Genomic DNA, 18,821 nt, shown 5'->3' with positions numbered 1-18,821 from the left:
CCCGGCGGGCACGACCGCCGGGGCCGATCCGCCGTCCGAGCAGGAGGACCGACCATGAACGAGAACGACCGACGCCTGCGAGGAATGGTCGCCACCGCCGCCGGTTCCCCCGCGCTGCGCGGCGTCGTGCGCTGCCTGCTCGGGTGCGCGATCAAGGCTCTCTCCGGTCGCATCCATGCGTCCGGCAGCACGGACGACGCCGTGCACTGCAGACGGTGACCGCCCATCCGAACCAGGACGACCCGTAGATCACCGGGAGTGGAGGTGACCGACCCGCACGGTCGCCCGCGTTCCCGTGATCCGGCCCGGTGCAGGGCCAGGATGACTAGTGCCTCGTCAAGCAACGTTGGTGCGGAAATCGGTGGATCCAGGGGTTCGCCGGCAAGGCGCCGGCCGGGCCCAGTACCGGAGGTACTCGGCTCGGTCGGCAACGCCGCCGGCGGGCGCCTGGGCCGCCGAGTTCCGTGCCGAAACGTTGCTTGACGGGGCACTAGCCTGTGCCCCGTGGCACGACCGGTCCGGCGCGGCACGTCCGCGGTGCTCGCCGCGGTCGTCGGTGGACTTGTCCTCGCCGGGTGCGGGGGTGGAGAGCCGGCCAGCCCGTTCCCGCCGCGTCCGGTGGACATCGACGTCTCGACGCTCGACCCGTGCAGCACGCTGACCCGCGACCAGCAGGATGTGCTAGGAGTCGGTCCGGGCGAGGTCAGAGTCCTCACCCTGCCGAGCGGACCCAGCCGTGCCTGCATGTGGAGCAATGTCGATGACGGATTCAACTACACCGTTCAGGTGATCGACGAGAGCGCGACGGCTGCTGTCGGAGCTCCCGGAACATCCGTCGACACGGTGGGCGGTTTCGGTGCGGTCCGCGTCACCGATTTCGCCGGCTCGGCCCCGTTGTGCGAGTTGTACGTCGATTCGGCAGACGACCGGAGCATCCGAGTCCAGGTACAGGCCACCGCTGACGACCCCGACGGTTCGGCCAAGCCGCTGGAGAAGGTGTGTGCCGTGACCTCCTCGGTCGCGTCCCAGGTCATGGGCAACATCCGGAACGGGGCACGCTAGAATCCGCACGAGTTCGCGTTGGTGAACTTCGCGCACCGATCTGCGACGCGGCCGTTCGGCCGAGACCTACTCTCCGCCGCATGAGCACCTCTGCGCACGACCCACGGGGCAGCGCTTCCGACAGCCTGATAACGCAGATCAATATCGACAACGTCATGCAGGCCTGTCGTATCTTCGACGAGCAGGTCACGTCCATGCAGCGCGCGATCCAGAATTCCGCACTCCTCCGGAACATTCCGGCATGCGGCAAGGATATCGTCTCGGCCGACGCCCAGGCGCTGTTCCAGTCGAAGATCGATCGGATTCTGGCTGTGCACCAGGACCACCTCGAGGAGGTCAGAGAGGCTCGGGACAGGCTGAAGAAGGCCGCCCTGCAGTACGGGTTCACCGAGGACCAGGTCGAGACATCGCTCCGCGCGGGTACACCGGGCTTCCGCGGCCCGCTGGCCGAGAGCTGACGGCCGCTGACATGGCCCTCCCACGTTGCTACGCGTTCGAGGCCTTCGACATGGCGACGAAGTTCGCCTGGGTGAAAGGCCAGCCGGGAATGAGTGCCGCCCAGCAGGTCTCGGACGGGCTGACGTCGCTGACCGACAATCTCGGGGCCGCCCGCGACGCCACCGACGGCGCGTCGAAACGCCTCGGCATCGCCTGGCAGGGCCCGGCCGCGGACGCAGCGCAGACGTCGCTGACCGCGACCGCGGACGGTGTCTCCGACTCCGCGACGATCGCCCGGAACGGCGCGGACCGCATGATCGACCACGGCCACTCGTTCGAGGCGATGCGCCGGCAGATCGAGTACCTGGATCCGGCGGAGTTCTCGTGGCTGCAGCGGGCCGGGGACAACCTCGGCGAGGCGTGGCACTCGGTGTGGGGCAACGGGACCGACCACGTGACGATCGCCGAGCACAACCAGGCCAACGACGAGGTCGCCAACCGCGCGCTGCACCAGTACGCCACCCAGACCTCCGCGACCGACGACCGGTTCACGACCGGGGTGGCACCGCCTCCGGCACCGTCCGGTGGTGCGGGGCACGGCGGCTCCGCCGCTCCGGCGACGGCGGGCGCGAGCTCCGGCGACGGCGCTGCCTCGCACCCCGGCGTCGCGGCACTGCCGGGCGGGGGCGGGCTGCCGGGTCGGACGGGTGTGCCGTCGGCACCCGGCGGTGCCGGTGTGCCGGTGGTTCCGGGCGGGGCCGGTGGGCCGGTGGCCCCCGGCGGCGCCGGCGGCCCGACGACCACGGGCGGAACCGCCCCGGCACCGGGAGTTCCGGGCCCGCCGGCCGGCATCCCGGGCGGCGGGCCGGGCGGACCGTCACCCGACGGCCGGCCCGGCGACCCACGGGGCCCCGGGGGTGCAGGCGACGGTCCGCCCGCAGGCGGCGCGGACCGGCCCGCACCGATGGTGACGGCCCCGCAGGACTCCGGGCCCTCCCCGGCCGGCTCGGCCCCGAGCGGGCCGTACACCCCCGGCCCCGAGCGCGGGCCCGGGGCGGGCGCGGCATCGCCGTACCCGTCGTACGACCGGCCGGTCGCCGCGCCGATCCCCACCGTGCCCGGGCCCGACGCGGGCAGGGTCCGGGACGACCTCGCCCGCAGGTTCGCCGACGGCGCCCGGCAGCAGCAGATGGCCCGCCCACCGGCCCCGTTCCCGGGCGGCGCGTACGGCCGGGTCCCCGGCGAGCTGTACGGCAGCGGCCGCGGCATCGGCGGTCCCCACGGCATCGGCCGCGGCTCCGGCGATCCGCACGGTGTCCTCGGCCGGGGGCTCGGCGATCCGCACGGTCCGGCCGGCCGCGGCTCCGGCGACCCGCACGGCGTCCTCGGCCGGGGCTCCGGCGATCCCCACGGCCCGGGCGGCCGGGGATCCGGAGCATGGGCCGCCACCGACCCTCGCACGTCCGGGGTCCGTGCCGGCGAACCCGGCGGCTACGCGGGCCGCACCACCGAGGCGGGCCGCGGGTCCGGCATCCCCGGCTACGGCCCGATGATGGGGGCCGGCCCGCGCGACGGGCAGGAGCACCGCAACCGCTACGTCGTCCCCACCGGCGAGGTGTTCGACGTCGAGGTCACGGCGACCGACCCGGTCCTCGGGCCCGACCAGGACCAGCGATGATCGACTGGCGGCGGGCGACCGTCCTGAGCGCGACCGAGTTCGATGTCGCCCGGGACCTGCTCGATCTCGGACCGAACCCGGCCGTCCTGGAGCTGCTCAGCCCGGGCGCCACCGACGTCGAACGGGCGCGGACCGTGCGCGGGGCCCTGGTCTCGATGGGCGCGCGCGGGCTGTTCGCCCACGGCGCGTTCCTGCCGTCCCTCGCCGACGACCTGCGCACGGTCGTCGCCCCGGAGCTCCAGCAGGACCTGGTCGTCGCGCCGCCGCACCGGCAGCGGGCGCTGGTCGGGCAGCGCGCCGGGCGGGCGGTGCTCGCCACCCGGATCGGCGACGACGTCGCGCTGGTCCGCGTCCGCCCGCACCGGGCCGCGGCGGCGTTGGTGGAGCTGCTCGGTGACGTCGTCCCCGGGCCGGGACCGGCGGTGCGGATCCCGGCCACCGTGCTCGCGGACGCGGTCGAGGCTGCCGGCGACGACGCCGACCGGTTCGTCCCCGAGCTGCTCCGGCGCGGCTGCACCGGGACGGAGGCGGATCTGGCCCGCCGGATGGGCCGGGTCGACGGGCTGGCCCAGCTCGGCGCCGGCCGCAAGGGCACCCATCCGTGCCGGGCACCGGCGCTCCTGCTCGTGCACGCGACCGCGGAGGGCTGCTTCTACCAGCGCCGACCCGTCCCGGACTCCGTCGGCGGCCCGCTGCCGGAGGGCGCGACCGTGCACGCCGGACCGGTCGACGCCGACGCCCTGACCGCCGAGCTGGACCGGCTGGCCGACTCCGCGCGCCTCCGGCGCTCGTGAGTGGTTATGAGGGTTCCAGCACCGCTAACCACTCACGGGTGGCTACGCCGCCGCATTCGTCGTCCCCGGGCGGGTCGCCAGCGGGACGAGGTCCCCGAAGTCCCAGGGCACCGGCTGCACCCGCACCGGGTGGTCCTTGTTCGGCGCCTCGACCATCTTGTCGTCGCCGATGTACATCGTGACGTGGTAGATCGTCGACGGGTCCGAGGGGTCGTGGGCGTAGAACAGGAAGTCCCCCGGCTGGACCTCGCGGACCGGCAGGTGCCCGCCGGAGTGGTACTGGTCCCGCGACACCCGCGGGATCGTCATCCCCGCCGCCTCGTAGGCCCGCATCAGCAGCCCGGAGCAGTCGTAGGCGTTCGGGCCGGTCGCCCCCCAGACGTAGGGCTTGCCCAGCTCCCCGAGCGCGAACCCGATCGCCGCGCCGGCCGCCCCCGGCGGGAGCGCACCGGTCGTCCCGGGTTCGCAGCCGGTGGGGTTCGCGACGTCGCCGATCTGCTCGACGATCGACGCGGCGAGGGTCTCCCACTTGGCGTAGGCGTCCGGGAACGCGGAGCGCTGCACCGTCTGGGCGGCGACGGTGACCGGCATGCTGTCCCAGCCCGGCACCTCCAGCAACCGCTCGTAGAAGATCCGGCTGCTGTACGCGGGGTCGGTGACCTGCTCGGGCGTCCCCCAGCCCATGGACGGCCGCTGCTGGAACAGCCCGAGCGAGTCCCGGTCGCCGTAGTCGAGGTTCTTGAGGGTCGACTCCTGCATCGCGGTGGCCAGCGCGACCATCCAGGCCCGGGGCGGCAGGTCCATGTCCTTGGCCACCGAGATGATCGCGGACGCGTTCCGCTTCTGCTCCTCGCTGAGCGTCTCGATGGTGGTGCCCCCACCGCCGCCGCGGCCGCTGGTCTCCGTCGAGATGCCGGTGTCGCACCACTGGGACGGCTGCCGGCCCCCACCGATGTTCGGGCTGAACGCCAGGAACCCGATGGTCAGGAACAGCACCAGCGCCATCCCGATCGCCACGAACGGCAGGAGCAGCCGCAGCGGTCGGAGGGCCCGGGTGACGGGCGTGCTCATGCCCGGTCGTAGCGGGACACCTTCCAGCCCGCGTCGGTGTCGACGACCAGGATCCGCAGCCGGAGCGTGTCGGTCGGCACCTCGACCTCGACGCTCTTCGGCGCGGCCCGGGTCGGGGTCGCCGGCCCGGTCACCCGGGACGCCGGGATGTTCGCCGGGTCGACGCCCCCGAGCACGCCGAGGAACTCGTCGGTGGTGTAGGGCCGCAGGCCGGCGAGCCACTGCTCCGGGGTGATCCCCTCGGGGTGGTTCACCCACGCCGACGCCCACACCCGCGCGACCTCGAGCGCCTGGCGCGGGGCCCGGTCCGGCGGCAGCGCCTGCGGGGTCAGGGCGGGGACCGGCGGCAGCATCGTCGGGGTCGGCGTCGCGGACACGCCGGAGCCGCCGGGGTCCCAGCGCTGCCCGTCGGAGCCCCCGGCGAGCAGCCCACCGGAGGAGCTGCCGCCGCCGACCTGCCCGCCGACGTAGACGAGGCCGAAGACCAGCGCACCGAGCACGACGACCGAGAACGCCAGCCGGGCGGGGGAGCGCAGCGGCCACTGCCACACCGCGCGGTAGGCGGCGGCCCGGCCGCGGGGCGACCTAATCGGCACGGTCCCCCCAACCCTCGGCCCGTGCGGCCCGCGGCCGGTAGATCTTGTACACCGGAACGCCGTCCACCAGCTCGGGGGTCACCGGCGCGGGGTCGCCGGGGCGGCGCCGGCCGGCGTCGGCCCGCCGGTAGATCGACCGGTCGTCGATCTCGCCGGGTCCGGCGCGCCCGGGGATCCCGGAACCGGTGTCCGGGCGACCGGACGGTCCGACCGGCAGCGCGCCCCGCCGCGGCTCGGCGATCCGGGCGTGCTCGTCGGCCTCCGGCAGCTCGGGGTGCGGGCGGCGCCGCCACGGCCGGGCCCCCGGCCCGGCGACGGTCTCGGCCTCCGGCCGGGCACTGTCCGGGTCACCCGACCCGGACCCGGTGCCGCGCTCCGCCCACCAGCGGGTCTGCCGTTCCTCCCCGGGCACGGGGCCGCGCATCCGGTTCCACACCTTCGACATCGGACCGTCGGCGACGCCCGGGACGATCCCGCCGAACTGCTCGCGGGTCAGCGACACCATCGACACCAGCCGCCGGAACGGCCGCGCCACCGCCCACAGCACCAGCGTCACGACGCCGGTGACCAGCAGGGCCAGCCACAGGTCGATACCGGCGCCGGGCGCGAACAGCGACACCACGAGCAGCGCGTGCAGCCCGGCCAGCGCGCCGACCACGATCGTGTTCACCACGGCGGCCCCGGCGATCCGCAACACGGCCGGGATGACGTCCGGTTTCAGCAGGGCGACGACGGCGACGGCCGGCGCGCACACCACCAGCAGCCGGATGATCAGCAGCGCGACCAGCAGGAGCACCTTCGCCAGCAGCTGGAACAGCGCGATGCAGGCGGCCTGGATCAACGCGAGCGTCCCGGCGCCGATCCGGCTGCCGGCCGCCCCGGTGAAGTACGGGTACCGGTCGCCCATGCGGTCGGCGATCGCGCCGTAGTCGGCCTTCTTCCGCTCCGCCGTCTCCGAGGTGTCCCGGCGCTGGTCGACCTCGTCGATCGTGAACGCCTGCGCCCGGAGCAGGTCGCGGCCCAGGTCACGGGCCTGGGGGACGTCCGGCGCGCCGAAGGTCCCGCGCAGCCAGTTCTGGTAGGCGACCTGGTCGACGAGCACGGTCGGCAGCGTGTCCCGGGTACCGAGCCCGACCTGCCCGAGGAAGCCCTCCTGCATCTGGGTGACACCGTCGAGCAGCAGGTCGTCGGCGGCCCGGGACCAGTCCACCGGGGCGAGGTAGGCCGCCGAGCCGAGCATCAGCGCGAAGACGGCCATCCCGGTGCGTTGCGCCTGCCGGGCAAGGTCGCCGCGCATCGCCAGCAGCAGGATGATGACCGCGAACACGAGCAGGGCCAGCCCGACCCACGTCGTGAACACGGTCTCGTACATGGCCCGGGTGGCGGTGGTGATGACGGTGTCGAGCGGCTCGAACAGGGCGCCACCGTCGGCGATCAGGTAGTGCGCCCAGTTGACGCCGCCCACGGTGAGCTTGGCCAGGTTGAACACCTGGTTGCCGAGCCAGGTGTCGGTGGTGACCGACGGGTTCAGCACCCCGGACGCCGCGCAGCCCAGGTCGTAGTTGTGCCAGACCAGGCCGGCGTAGCCGACCTCCTCGTAGACGCTGCCGGCCTCGCCGTGCAACGCGGACGGCCGGTCCAGCGACCCGACGAGCCCGGTCCCGGGACGGTCCGGCTCCGGCGGCGTCTTGCAGTCCAGTGCCTGGGCCATCGCCGGCGAGCCGATCAGGATCGTGCCGACGGCCACCGCCGCGACCATGAGCACCGCCCGGCGCCGCGGCCGGGCCGGCGCGTCCCGGCGGCGTCCCCGCCGGACCGCGACGACCACGGCCGCGAGCAGCACGCCCAGGACGACCCACGCACCGGCACCGCCGGACGGGTCCAGCCCACCGGTCACCGCCCGTGTCCTCCGGGGTCGTCCGGCCGGTGCCCGTTGCGCGTGGCGGGGGCGGGCTCGTCCACCACCCAGTCCTCGTCGAACTCGTCGAGCAGGTCGATCTGCTCGTCGTCGTACAGCTCCGCGTCCTCCGGCCCGCCGGCCGGGACCACCTGCACCCCGGCGGCCCGCACGTCCCCGGCCAGGACCGGGTCGGCGTCCCCGGGCCCGATCCGGGTGTCGACGTCGAGGTCGTCGCCGTCCAGGTCGGGGTGGACCGCGGGCAGCGCCTGGCGCGGCGCAGCCGGCAGCGGGGTCGGCTCGTCCGGGGCGTTCATCTCCGCTCCGGACGCCCGGGGCGCGGTCGCGCGGGCGGCGTCCGGGTTGGTGTCCAGCGCGTCCCGGACGTGCTCCAGGTGCGGGGCCTCCAGGTCGATGCGGATCTTCTCGACGCCCCCGTGGCCGTCGGCGAAGACGAACTGGCGCGGGGTGTCGTCGGGCCGGTCGTCGTGCCGGGGCCGCGGCGAGAGCGTCCCGAGCATCTCCTCGTAGCCGACGTCGGTGGGCACCCGCAGCAGCCGCAGCGCCTCCGACTGGGCCTCCTCGTCGTCGGTCCGGCCGACGAACACCGCGTTGACCAGGGACGCGAACCCGGACACCCGCAGCAGGTCACCTGCCAGCTGGGAGGCGAACAGCGCCCGGACGTTGAACTTGCGGGAGTCGCGGGCCAGCCGGTCGATCAGCACCTTGCCGGTGGGGACCTGGGACAGGAAGTGCGTCTCGTCGAGCGCGACGCCCTTGCGGAGGTTCCGGTCGGCGTCGTAGATGGTGCGCTGGGTCAGCCAGGACGCCAGGTTGAGCAGCTCCACGCCGAGCGACTCGTTGTCGGTCCACTCCTCGCGCGGGCTGCCCGGGCGGGGCAGCGACAGCCCCTGCATGGTCAGCACGGTGAGGCGGTAGTCGCGGTCGGCGTGCCACGGGTCGTCGCGGGTGGCGTCCGGGAACAGCAGCGCGGCCTGCGGCAGCTCGCGGCGCTCGTCGAGGAAGTCGGCGACGACGCCGGCGTGCTCCTCGCCGTCGGCCGCGTGCCGGCGCAGCACGTCGATCACCATGCCGGGGTGCCGGTCCGGGGAGCCGCCGACCTCGCGGACCGCCCGGAGCAGCACGATCCGGGTGTGCGGCTGCCGGGAGATCTCGTACGGCAGCAGGCCGGACAGCACGTCCAGCACCAGCCGGCGACGGGTGGCGGCGGCCAGCGAGCGTTCCCGCTTCCAGGCCCGCTCGGGGTCCTCGTCGTCGGCGAAGTGGTCCGGGCGGGGCTCGGCGACGACCCGGTACGGGTTGAGGATGCCCGGGTCGGCGCGCAGCAGGTTGATGTGCCGGGAGAACGGCGTGAGCTCCGGCAGCCGGGTCAGCTCCGACAGCGGGCCGGACGGGTCGAGCACCGTCCAGCGGGCCCCGGCACGCAGCGTCTTGTACACCACCAAACCGGTCAAAAAGGACTTTCCGGACCCCAGGCCGCCGACGATCGCGGTCAGGCCGGACGCGCGGCGCACCTCCTGCGCGAGCCACGGGTCCCAGGCGACCGGGCGGCGGGTCGCCGTGCACGTCTCGCCGAGCATGATCCCGCGCCGGTCACCGACGGACGCGGTCGCGGCCGGCACCCCGGCCGCCGCCCAGGTGACGCTGCCGCGCCGCCGGTACGCCGTCGACGCCAGGGGTTCGCCGGGGATGAACTCGCGGGCGTAGCGGTACTGGGCCTCGGGGTGCTCGATCTGCACCTTGGGCCGGTACAGGTCGACGACCTGCTGGGCACGGGTGGTGGCCTCGGCCTCGTCCCGGCCGGACACGGCGATCCGCCACCAGCCGTAGAGCCGGGTGTTGAGCTGGGTGAGCCCGGTGGTGAGCTCGTCCTCGACCTCCAGCACCCGGTCGGCCTGGCGGGCCAGCGACATCGGCGGGTCGAGGTCGTGGTCGTGGGTGTAGTGCCGGATCTGGCTGCGCACCTTGCCCATCTGGCGCTGCAGCTCGCCGGTGACGTCCTCCGGGCGGCGCACGTAGATCCGGGCCGACCACTCGACGGGAAACGGCAGCCGGTCCGAGTGCTGCATCCACGGGTCGTCGACCTCGGGGATGCGCAGGCCCTCCATCAGCCCCACGGACAGCACCGCGACGTTGCGGGACACCGCCTGCGACCGCATCCGCCCGACGACCTGCACGGTCGGCGCGTACGGCTCCTGGTGCAGGTCGACGCCCTCGGTGAAGGCGGCGAGATCCTCGGGTTCCCAGGTGGAGACCCCGCGTGGCACCGAGGACAGCCCGCGCGGTGCCGGCAGGCCGAGCGCCACCGAGCGGTGCATCAGCCAGGCCATGTCCTCGGCGGTGGCCGGGACGGCGTCCAGCCCGGACCCGGCGACGAGGACGTCGAGGTGGTTGACCTCGGACTCCAGCGCGGCGAGCTCGGCCCGCACGGCCGACGGTGCGATCCGGTCGAGGACGGGCGCGGCGCGCTCGACCCAGCGGTCGAGCAGGCCCCGGCCGGAGACCTCGATGCCGAGGAAGACCTCCTTGTCGGCCATCGACAGCCCCATGAGGTGGCGCTGCTCGCCCTCCAGGAACCCGTCCCAGCCCAGGGCGCCGGGCACGTCGGGCATCCGGCCCATCGCGTTCTGGTCGAACGACTCGGCCCACATGTGCACCGGGTACGGCCGGGTGGTGACGCGCAGGTGCAGCCAGCGGCCCTGCAGCTCGCCGAGCTGGGCGGCGATCTGGCGGATCAGCACCTCGCGCTGGTTGTCGCTGCGGAAGCTCCACGCCTGCGCCGCGAGCCGGTACCAGGCCATGACCTGGGTGCCGGTGCGCGTCAGGTGACCGTCGATGGAGCGCAGCGCGATCGACGGCGTGTAGTCCGATCCACCCTCGCCGGCCCGGGCACGGCCACGCCTGCCGGCCCGGCGGGAGGTCTTCTCAGGCGCGGCCACGGTGGCCACCCCTGTGCCAGGGATCGGGACGGCTGATGCGGGCCGGCGCGGTGGCGCCGCGACCGCGGGTCCGGCCGCGTGCGATGCGGAACGGGCCGCGCTTGCGGGGCGCGCTGCCGGGCTCGGGCAGCGGCGGGACGACGCGCGCCGGCCCCGCATCCGGCGTCCCGGCCACGGCGGGCGCGACGGTCGCACCCGACGGCGCTCCCACGAGCGGGCCCTTCGTGGGAACCGGCTTGCCGAACGGCCCGCTCGTGACGGGGGCGCCGCGGTCGCGCGCCGCGACGGCGCCCTCGCGGGCAGGGGCCTTCCAGGGCCGCGCCCCCCGGGACCCCGGGCGGCCACGGGACGAGGCGTGCACCCGGACGTGCCCGGCACGCACCGAGCCGTGGGCGGGCTTGCGTCCGGGACGCGGTCCGGTGACCTCGGCCCAGAAATGCGCCAGGACCTGCCCCAGCGGGCGCTCGTAGTCGATCTTCTTGCCGAGGAACCGGGTGATCGCGACGGTCCCCACCAGCGCCCAGGCGACCGAGAAGAAGTCCAGTCCGATGCCCAGCCGCCGCTGGACGATCATGATCAGCATCATGACGAGCAGCCCGACGCCGTAGCTGACGTACCGGGCCCGCCAGGGGAACGTGGCCCGCGGCGGCCCGAGCCAGACCGCGTCGACGCGGTACACCTCGTCGTCCGTGCGAACCAGCACGGATCAGCCCGTGGACACGAGCAGGTTCGCCAGCGCCTGACCGACGGCCGGACCGTTGCCGGTCACGGCGATGCCCAGGGCGACGAGGCCCACCAGCAGCCCGACGCTGCGCCGGGCCACCCCGGCGTTGTCTCCCCGTCCGCCGATCCAGAGCAGCATGACGGCGATCGCGAGCAGGATCAGCGGCACGATGTTGTTCGTGATCCAGTCGCGGAGGTTGACGGTCGTGAGCTCGCCCTGCGCGAGCACCAGCTGGATCGCCTCGAACGAGGTCTTCACAGCTCCTCCTTGCGGAATCCGCTTCTCCCGGTCGCTCCCGCAGGCGAGTAGACCACGAGACCCGACGGCGATAGTAGAGGAGTGGTCCGTACGCCCGGTGTGAACGCCACGCACCGCGGTCGAATCGACACGGTCGGCCGAATCGTGTACCGCACCGAGGAGCGTGACTCGCGCCTCACCTCGCGTCCTGCAGTGGGACCCGCCAGGGGCGAGATGTCATGGTCAGCAGAGGCTACTGTTCGGTAACAAGCACGGGCCGTCCCCGACGGGGCGGGGCGCACGTCGGCCGGGAGCACTACTCTTCGCCCCGACCGCCGTCGCGTCCCACCACATCAACGCGACGGCGACGTCCGAGGAGGCACTGCGATGGAGAGGCCCGCCCGGTCCCGGGGGCACGGTTCGCCCTGCCCGCGGCCGCGTGCGCGCCACCGGACGTCCCTCCGCGAACGAAGCATGGTTCCCGTCCCGTTCCGCCGCGACGACCGCGCCCCGGGAGGCGTCCGTCCCAGGCAGGCACGGCCCCGGACAGCCCTCGGGCCGGGTGCTCTCAAGGGAGGTTTCTCCACATGACCTGGGTGCAGTACACGCTGGGCACTGTCACGGTGGTGTCGGCGATCGTCGCGGTGGTGCTGATCGCACGCACCGTCGCGAAGATGGTGTCGATCATTCGGCTGGGCCAGCCGGACCCGACGCGGACGGGCCCGTTCGGGCCGCGGTTCGCGACGATGCTGAAGGAGACCCTGGGGCACACCAGGATGCTCAAGTGGAGCCACGTCGGGGTGTTCCACTGGCTGGTGATGGTCGGCTTCGGCGGGCTGTTCCTGGCGCTGGTCGAGGCGTTCGTGGAGGTGTGGAGCCCGACGTACCACCTGCCGCTGATCGGCGAGTGGAGCCTGTACAGCCTGTTCGTGGAGATCCTCGGTGTGGGCACCGTGGTCGGCATCGCCGTGCTGATCGCGATCCGGCAGCTGAACAACCCGCGGATCAAGGGGCGGATGTCGCGGTTCTACGGCTCGCACCAGGGCCGGGCGTACTTCGTCGAGGCGATCGTGTTCCTCGAGGGCCTGGGCATCCTGGTGGTGCGGGGCGCCAAGGAGGCGCTCGGGGTGTTCGACGTGCCGACCTGGTCGGCGCCGCTGTCGAAGGCGCTCGGGGCGGTCCTGCCGGCCTCGCCGACGCTGGTCACGGTGTTCGCCACGGTGAAGGTGCTCTCGGCGACGGTGTGGCTGATCGTGCTGGCGCTGACCCCGACGATGGGGGTGGCCTGGCACCGGTTCACCGCGTTCCCGAACATCTACTTCAAGCGCAACGACGACGGCTACAAGGCCCTCGGCGCGCTGAAGCCGATGATGTCCGGTGGTCAGCCGCTGGACTTCGAGGAGGCCGACCCGGACACCGACGTGTTCGGTGCCGGCCGGGTGGAGGACTTCACCTGGAAGGGGCTGCTGGACTTCACCACCTGCACCGAGTGCGGCCGGTGCCAGTCGCAGTGCCCGGCCTGGAACACCGAGAAGCCGCTGAGCCCGAAGCTGCTGGTCAACGCGCTGCGTGACCACGCCTACGACAAGGCCCCCTACCTGCTGGCCGGCGGGTCCACGGACATGGCCGGTGACGAGGTCGGGATCACCGGCGACGACGCGCAGGCCCGGCTGGCCGCGATCCCGGAGTCGGCGCGCAAGGAGGCCGAGCGGCCGCTGGTCGGCGGCCAGGACGTGCTCGGGGTGATCGACCCGGACGTGCTGTGGTCCTGCACCATGTGCGGGGCGTGTGTCGAGCAGTGCCCGGTCGACATCGAGCACGTCGACCACATCGTGGACATGCGCCGCTACCAGGTCATGATCGAGTCGGAGTTCCCGACCGAGCTCAACTCGCTGTTCAAGAACCTGGAGAACAAGGGCAACCCCTGGGGGCAGAACGCCAAGGACCGCCTGGAGTGGACCAAGGGCCTGGACTTCGAGGTCCCGGTCTTCGACGGCGAACTGTCCCCCGACACCGAGTACCTGTTCTGGGTCGGCTGCGCCGGCGCGTTCGACGACGGCCAGAAGAAGACCATCCAGGCCACCGCCGAGCTGCTGCACCGCTCGGGCACGAAGTTCGTGGTGCTCGGCCCGGAGGAGACCTGCACCGGTGACCCGGCCCGGCGCTCGGGCAACGAGTTCGTGTTCCAGATGCTGGCCCAGCAGAACGTCGAGGTGCTCAACACGGTCTTCTCCGGGCGCGAGCCGGGCACCCGCAAGATCGTCACGACCTGCCCGCACTGCCTCAACACGCTGGGCCGCGAGTACCCGCAGCTGGACGGGCACTACGAGGTCGTGCACCACACCCAGCTGCTGAACAAGCTGGTGCGGGACAAGAAGCTGGTGCCGGTCTCCGCGCCGGCCGGGGAGGACTCGGGCCCGGTCACCTACCACGACCCCTGCTACCTGGGCCGGCACAACGAGGTCTACGAAGAGCCCCGCGCCCTGGTCGGCGCCTCCGGCGCGACGCTGTCGGAGATGCCCCGGCACGCCGACCGGTCCATGTGCTGCGGCGCCGGTGGCGCCCGGATGTGGATGGAGGAGCGGATCGGCAAGCGGATCAACTTCACCCGCGCCGAGGAGGCCGCCGAGACCCTCACCCAGGCCGGGCGGAACGGCGAACCCTCCGGCACCCTCGCGGTCGGCTGCCCGTTCTGCCGCACGATGATGACCGACGGGGTCAACCAGACCGTCGGCGAGGCCGTCAAGGTCCAGGACGTCTCGCAGATGCTGCTCGCCGCCGTCCGCCGCGGCGACCCCGCCCCGGAGCCGGAGGAGCCCGCCGAGGTCACCGCGGAGGACGCGCCGACCACCGACACCCCGGCCGTCGCGACCCCGGGGAGCGAGGTCGCTGCGGAGGCCGCGACCCAGGACCCGTCCGGCACGCCCGCCGGGTCGGACGGCGCGGCCAGCACCGGGACGGCGACATCCTCGGGCAACGGCTCGTCGAACGGGTCCACCCCGGAACAGGTGTCGCCGGAGAAGTCCGGCGAGAACTAACCCCCAGCTCACACTCATGGAGCTTTGGTCCCGTGCCACGGGACCAAAGCTCCATGAGTCCCGATTTCAGCAGGGGGCGAACCCGCTGACCTGGTACGTCGGTGTGGCGGCGTCGGTGCGGGTCAGCACGACCCGGCCCAGCTCCCGTCCGGCAGCCGCGCCCCAGGCCGAGCCGCAGCCGTCGACGGTGAGGGTGCCGCCGGGCGGGACGTCCGGCTCGGACTCCCGGTCCGGACGGGTGATCTCCGCGCGGGGCGGGACCCGGGAGTGCAGGACGGCGACGGCGTCCTCGCAGGTCGCCGCGCCGGTGGCGGCCCGCAGCTGGTCGATCGCCGGGTCCTGGGCGACCCGGCAGACCCGGGCGGGGTTCCCGCCGGCCACGCCGGTGTCCAGCGCGACCAGCGCGAGCTGCGGGCGGTCGACCCCGAGCGCGGCCCGCATCTGGGCGCCGGCCTGGGCGTCGACCCGGGCCCGTTCCTCGGCCAGCTCCACCGAGCGGAAGGTGTAGCCGATTCCCGAGGCCGCCAGCAGCGCTGCGCCGACCGCGAGCACCTTCCAGCGGGGCAGCAGGAGCAGCCCGGCGACGACCACGCCCACCCCGAGCGCGAGCCCCCACGCCCACGGGTTCCGCGCGGTCCCCTGGACCAGCGCGCCGACCAGGACCACGCCCGCGACGTGCGGCGCCCAGCCGTTCAGCAGCCGGTCGAGCCGCAGCAACGCGAGCAGGACGAGCGTCCCGAGACCCAGCCCGGCCGGGATCCACCAGCGGTCGGGGTCGTCGAGGAACGGGAACAGCAGGACCGCCGCGCCGGCGAGGCCGAGCGCGCTCGCGCCGCGGATGCTGCGCGGCCGGAGCCGGCGCCAGTGCTTCCAGGGGTCCGTGTCGTCGTCCGGCGACGCCGCCCGGTCGGGGGGCTCGGGGCGGCGCCGCCCGGTCGCCCACGGGTCGGCGTGCTCCGATGAGCTGCGGTCGGCGTCCATCGCCGACCAGGGTAGCCAGCGTGCCTCGGGACCGGGTCAGATCCGGCGGGTGTCCGTCCGGTGGAAGCTGCGGAACGCCCGCGACGGCGTGGGCCCGCGCTGGCCCTGGTAGCGGGAGCCGACGCCCTCGCTGCCGTACGGCCGCTCGGCCGGGCTGGACAGCCGGAACAGGCACAGCTGGCCGATCTTCATCCCGGGCCAGAGGGTGATCGGCAGGTTCGCCACGTTCGAGAGCTCGAGGGTGATGTGCCCGGTGAAGCCGGGGTCGATGAACCCCGCGGTGGAGTGGGTGAGCAGACCCAGCCGGCCGAGCGAGCTCTTGCCCTCCAGCCGTCCGGCGAGGTCGTCGGGCAGCCCGACCCGCTCGAACGTCGACCCGAGCACGAACTCGCCCGGGTGCAGCACGAACGACTCGCCGTCCGGGGTCTCGACCGGGGTGGTCAGCTCGTCCTGCTGCTGGGCCGGGTCGATGTGCGTGTAGCGGGAGTTCTGGAAGACCCGGAAGTACCGGTCCAGCCGGACGTCGACGCTGGACGGCTGGAGCATCTCGACGTCCCACGGGTCGAGCACGAGCCGGCCGGACTCGATCTCCTTGCGCAGGTCGCCGTCGGAGAGCAGCACCCGGACACCCTAGCGAGCGGGCGTCATGCCTCCGACGACTCCTCCTCGTCGGAGGAGTCGGAGGTGCAGCCGCCGGCGCGGTCATCGGGGAGCTGCGGCGAGCTGCAGAGGCCGAACATCCAGGCCATCGCCTGCTCGGCGCGGGCGGCCTCGACACCGTCGGACGGGGGCGGGCGGCGGCCGTGGTCGCAGTCCATCACCTGCGCGACGGCGGTGGCCGCATCCTGCGCGGCGATGCTGCGGATCGAGTCGCCCGGCTGCGGGATGTTCGGCCCGTCGACCCGCACGGCCAGGGTGCCCAGGCCGGGTGCGTCGGCGACGAGCTCGTGGTCATCGCTGACCAGGACGGTCGCGGCGGCCAGCACGGCCAGCTCGTCGGGCAGGCTCAGCTCGGGGACGACGGCCACCCGCGGGTGCCGGGCCGGCGACCGGGCCGGTTCCCCGGCGACGAGCGGTCCCGTCACGACGAACTCGACCCGCGGGTAGCGCTCGAGCAGGTCGGCGATCCCGTCGAGCACCGGCCACGACGACGGCCGTTCCAGGTCGACCAGCACCAGCCTGCGGCGCTCGGCGTGCACCCGCTGCAGCACCTCGGCGCAGACGGGATCCGACGGCCCGGGCAGCGAGTTGATCGTGTCGCCGATGGTGAGCACGTTCGGGCCGAGCGGGCTGCCGAGCGCGGCACCGCTCGTCGTGAGGAACAGCGAGGCCAGCTGGCCGATCACCCGGCGGTGTGCCTCCTGCGGGAACGGGCACAGCAGGTCGTCGGTCGCCATGCCGGCCTGCATGTGGACGATCGGGATCCGGCGCCAGAACGCGACGCTCGCCGCGACCGCGGCGGCCGTGCCGCCGCCGTGGACCAGCACCGCGGACGGGTCCTGGTCGACCATCAGCCGGTCCAGGCGGGTCAGCAGGGCCGCGACGACGTCGGCCATGCCCGGCCCGACCCCGCCGGGCAGCAGGACCGTGATGTCGGCCGGCACACCGAGCGCCTCGAACGCCTCGTGCACGGCCATCGGGTCTGGCCCGGTGGCGACGGTGATCCCGCGGATCCGGTCGGCGGCGGCGACGGCCGCCGCGACGGGCGCGAGCCGCGCGACCTCGGGACGGCTCCCGGCGACGATGAGGACATCGTGCTCGTGCTCCGGGAACGCGGCGGCATCACCGCCCGTCAGCGGCTCGAACGCGCTCATCTGGTCCCTTCCGGTCGCGGAGCTGACCGACGGGAGCGAGTGTCCTCCGCGGGTTGCGGACCGGTCGAGGAACCCGCGCCGGGTGGTCGGTTCCTGCGACGACCGGACGATGGGTGACCCCTGGCGAGCGGGTCGCACCGGGCTGCTAAAGTGATCTCACGCCATGCGGATGTAGTTCAATGGTAGAACATCAGCTTCCCAAGCTGAATACGCGGGTTCGATTCCCGTCATCCGCTCGCATACCGAAGGCCCAGGTCCCGCAGGGACCTGGGCCTTCGTCGTTCGGCCTGGGCGGGCGCGCGGCCGGTGGTCGATCGAAATCGCCGGACGGTCATTGCCGGGGCAGCGCCTGACACGAGCGGGCCGTTCGTCGAGCTCCTTCCCACGAACGGCCCGCTCGTGGGAAGGATCAGGGGTCCCTGCAGGCCGCGGGCTCAGACGGCCGGCCGCCCGGCCCACCACATCACGACACCGGCGGCTGTCACCACCGGGACCAGCAGCAGCGCCACCGGCCCGGCCATGACGGCGAACGCCCCCAGGACGACGACCGCCGCCCCGGCACCCAGCCCGGCCGCCACCGCGAGCGCGGTCGCCCGGTCACCCCCGGGCGTCCCGGCCACCCAGGACAGCGTGCGGACCACCGCGCCGACGAACACCGCGAGCACGATGCCGGACACCGCCGCGGACGGCGGCAGCGCGGCGCCCACCGCGAGCGCGACCGGGATCGCGAGTGCAGTCAGGACGGCGTACAGCAGGGCGCGCAGGGACCGCCGCATCGGCGGGACAGGGGTGCTCACGTGATCCCATTGTTCACCGACTGACCAGCGGTTTCGATGTAATCTGCGTGACCCTGCCGCCGGGCTCAGTAGAGCCGGTCGGCGTAGGACGGGCCGTAGTACTCCTCGATCCGTTCCAGCGGCTCGTCGGGCCGGGCAAGCTCCTTCGCGATGACGGCGATCGACGGCAACCTGTCCTTCGCCGGCCAGGTCTCCGCGTTCCACAGCTCGGAGCGCATGAACGCCTTGGGGCAGTGGAAGAACACCTGGTCGACGGCCACCTCGCAGGCGAGCAGCGGGCGGCGCCCCTTCACCGCGAGCGCGTCGAAGTAGTCCGCGTCCCGGACGAGGCGGGCCCGGCCGTTGATCCGGAGCGTGTCGGTGCGGCCGGGGACCAGGAAGATCAACCCGACGTGCGGGTTCTCCAGGACGTTGCGCCAGCCGTCGACGCGCCCGTTGCCGGGGCGCTCCGGGACCACGACCGTGCGGTCGTCGAGGACGTGCACGAAGCCCGCCGGGTCGCCCTTCGGCGAGACGTCGCAGGTGCCGTCGGCACCGGAGGTCGCCAGCAGCAGGAACCGGGACACCGCCAGCCACTCGCGGTGCAGCGGCCCGATGCGGTCGCGTTCCTTCGCGATCGCCGAGGCCATCGGCTCCCCGGTGATCTCCTGCAGGTCGGCGAGCGTGCGGATCTCGGTCGCCGTACGGTCCGGTGCGCTGGTCATGGCACCCACGGTAGGCAGCCGGGGCCACGG

17 protein-coding genes and 1 tRNA gene are annotated in these 18,821 nt (G+C 73.7%); 7 read left to right on the top strand and 11 right to left on the bottom strand.

Annotated features, from left to right (window positions below):
- The first annotated feature begins 54 nt into the window (after positions 1-54).
- From H7X46_RS26650 to H7X46_RS26630, 5 genes are all read left to right on the top strand, one after another.
- On the top strand, positions 55-219 hold the full coding sequence (locus tag H7X46_RS26650) for a hypothetical protein (RefSeq protein WP_186361960.1): 165 nt from the start codon (positions 55-57) through the stop codon (positions 217-219).
- Positions 220-504: 285 nt separating this feature from the next.
- Complete coding sequence (locus H7X46_RS26645; protein WP_186361959.1) at positions 505-1,062, top strand: DUF3558 family protein; 558 nt, start codon at positions 505-507, stop codon at positions 1,060-1,062.
- 80 nt (positions 1,063-1,142) lie between these two features.
- Positions 1,143-1,520 (top strand): hypothetical protein, encoded by a 378-nt coding sequence (locus tag H7X46_RS26640; protein WP_186361958.1) that lies wholly within the window; start codon positions 1,143-1,145, stop codon positions 1,518-1,520.
- Positions 1,521-1,531: 11 nt separating this feature from the next.
- Positions 1,532-3,178: a hypothetical protein gene (locus tag H7X46_RS26635; RefSeq protein WP_186361957.1), complete on the top strand. Its 1,647-nt coding sequence runs from the start codon at positions 1,532-1,534 to the stop codon at positions 3,176-3,178.
- Positions 3,175-3,972 carry an ESX secretion-associated protein EspG gene (locus H7X46_RS26630; RefSeq protein WP_186361956.1) on the top strand — a complete coding sequence of 266 codons (798 nt, stop codon included), beginning with the start codon at positions 3,175-3,177 and terminating at the stop codon, positions 3,970-3,972. Before H7X46_RS26635 ends, H7X46_RS26630 begins: the two co-directional genes overlap by 4 nt.
- Positions 3,973-4,014: 42 nt before the next feature.
- Here H7X46_RS26630 and H7X46_RS26625 read toward each other — a convergent pair whose 3' ends face one another.
- Genes H7X46_RS26625 through H7X46_RS26600 form a run of 6 tightly spaced genes read right to left on the bottom strand, consistent with a single transcriptional unit; the run spans position 4,015 to position 11,478 of the window.
- Positions 4,015-5,043: a C40 family peptidase gene (locus H7X46_RS26625; RefSeq protein WP_186361955.1), complete on the bottom strand. Its 1,029-nt coding sequence runs from the start codon at positions 5,041-5,043 to the stop codon at positions 4,015-4,017.
- Positions 5,040-5,639: a hypothetical protein gene (locus H7X46_RS26620; RefSeq protein WP_186361954.1), complete on the bottom strand. Its 600-nt coding sequence runs from the start codon at positions 5,637-5,639 to the stop codon at positions 5,040-5,042. The genes H7X46_RS26625 and H7X46_RS26620 overlap by 4 nt, the downstream gene beginning before the upstream one ends.
- Positions 5,629-7,536 (bottom strand): hypothetical protein, encoded by a 1,908-nt coding sequence (locus H7X46_RS26615; protein ID WP_186361953.1) that lies wholly within the window; start codon positions 7,534-7,536, stop codon positions 5,629-5,631. Before H7X46_RS26615 ends, H7X46_RS26620 begins: the two co-directional genes overlap by 11 nt.
- A complete protein-coding gene (locus H7X46_RS26610) occupies positions 7,533-10,505 on the bottom strand; it encodes an ATP-binding protein (protein ID WP_370588985.1) in 2,973 nt (990 codons plus the stop codon). Before H7X46_RS26610 ends, H7X46_RS26615 begins: the two co-directional genes overlap by 4 nt.
- Entirely contained in the window at positions 10,483-11,199 is a 717-nt protein-coding gene (locus H7X46_RS31000; RefSeq protein ID WP_186361952.1) for a hypothetical protein, read from the bottom strand. The genes H7X46_RS26610 and H7X46_RS31000 overlap by 23 nt, the downstream gene beginning before the upstream one ends.
- A gap of 3 nt (positions 11,200-11,202) precedes the next feature.
- Positions 11,203-11,478: a hypothetical protein gene (locus H7X46_RS26600; RefSeq protein WP_186361951.1), complete on the bottom strand. Its 276-nt coding sequence runs from the start codon at positions 11,476-11,478 to the stop codon at positions 11,203-11,205.
- A gap of 566 nt (positions 11,479-12,044) precedes the next feature.
- Between H7X46_RS26600 and H7X46_RS26595 the strand changes: the two genes are divergently transcribed.
- Positions 12,045-14,495 carry a (Fe-S)-binding protein gene (locus H7X46_RS26595; protein WP_186361950.1) on the top strand — a complete coding sequence of 817 codons (2,451 nt, stop codon included), beginning with the start codon at positions 12,045-12,047 and terminating at the stop codon, positions 14,493-14,495.
- A gap of 66 nt (positions 14,496-14,561) precedes the next feature.
- Here H7X46_RS26595 and H7X46_RS26590 read toward each other — a convergent pair whose 3' ends face one another.
- The 3 genes from H7X46_RS26590 to H7X46_RS26580 are packed head-to-tail and all read right to left on the bottom strand — an operon-like array spanning position 14,562 to position 17,290.
- Positions 14,562-15,476, bottom strand: coding sequence for a hypothetical protein (locus H7X46_RS26590; protein WP_186361949.1), 915 nt, complete (start codon positions 15,474-15,476; stop codon positions 14,562-14,564).
- Between the two features lie 36 nt (positions 15,477-15,512).
- Positions 15,513-16,097 (bottom strand): dCTP deaminase, encoded by a 585-nt coding sequence (gene dcd, locus H7X46_RS26585; protein ID WP_186361948.1) that lies wholly within the window; start codon positions 16,095-16,097, stop codon positions 15,513-15,515.
- A 23-nt stretch (positions 16,098-16,120) separates the two neighbouring features.
- Positions 16,121-17,290 (bottom strand): UDP-N-acetylglucosamine 2-epimerase, encoded by a 1,170-nt coding sequence (locus tag H7X46_RS26580; RefSeq protein WP_186361947.1) that lies wholly within the window; start codon positions 17,288-17,290, stop codon positions 16,121-16,123.
- A 165-nt stretch (positions 17,291-17,455) separates the two neighbouring features.
- On the opposite strand from H7X46_RS26580, the gene H7X46_RS26575 reads away from it, so the two are divergent.
- Positions 17,456-17,526: transfer RNA gene (locus H7X46_RS26575), tRNA-Gly, on the top strand.
- A 198-nt stretch (positions 17,527-17,724) separates the two neighbouring features.
- Here the strand turns inward: H7X46_RS26575 and H7X46_RS26570 are convergent.
- Together H7X46_RS26570 and H7X46_RS26565 are read right to left on the bottom strand one after the other, a co-directional pair.
- Positions 17,725-18,087: a hypothetical protein gene (locus H7X46_RS26570; RefSeq protein WP_186361946.1), complete on the bottom strand. Its 363-nt coding sequence runs from the start codon at positions 18,085-18,087 to the stop codon at positions 17,725-17,727.
- A gap of 65 nt (positions 18,088-18,152) precedes the next feature.
- Positions 18,153-18,791, bottom strand: coding sequence for a pyridoxamine 5'-phosphate oxidase family protein (locus tag H7X46_RS26565; protein ID WP_186361945.1), 639 nt, complete (start codon positions 18,789-18,791; stop codon positions 18,153-18,155).
- Between the last annotated feature and the right edge of the window lie 30 nt (positions 18,792-18,821).

This window comes from Pseudonocardia sp. C8 (assembly GCF_014267175.1).
Lineage (GTDB): Bacteria > Actinomycetota > Actinomycetes > Mycobacteriales > Pseudonocardiaceae > Pseudonocardia.
Note: the sequence above shows the minus strand (reverse complement) of the source record. Positions and strands in the feature narration are given on the sequence as shown.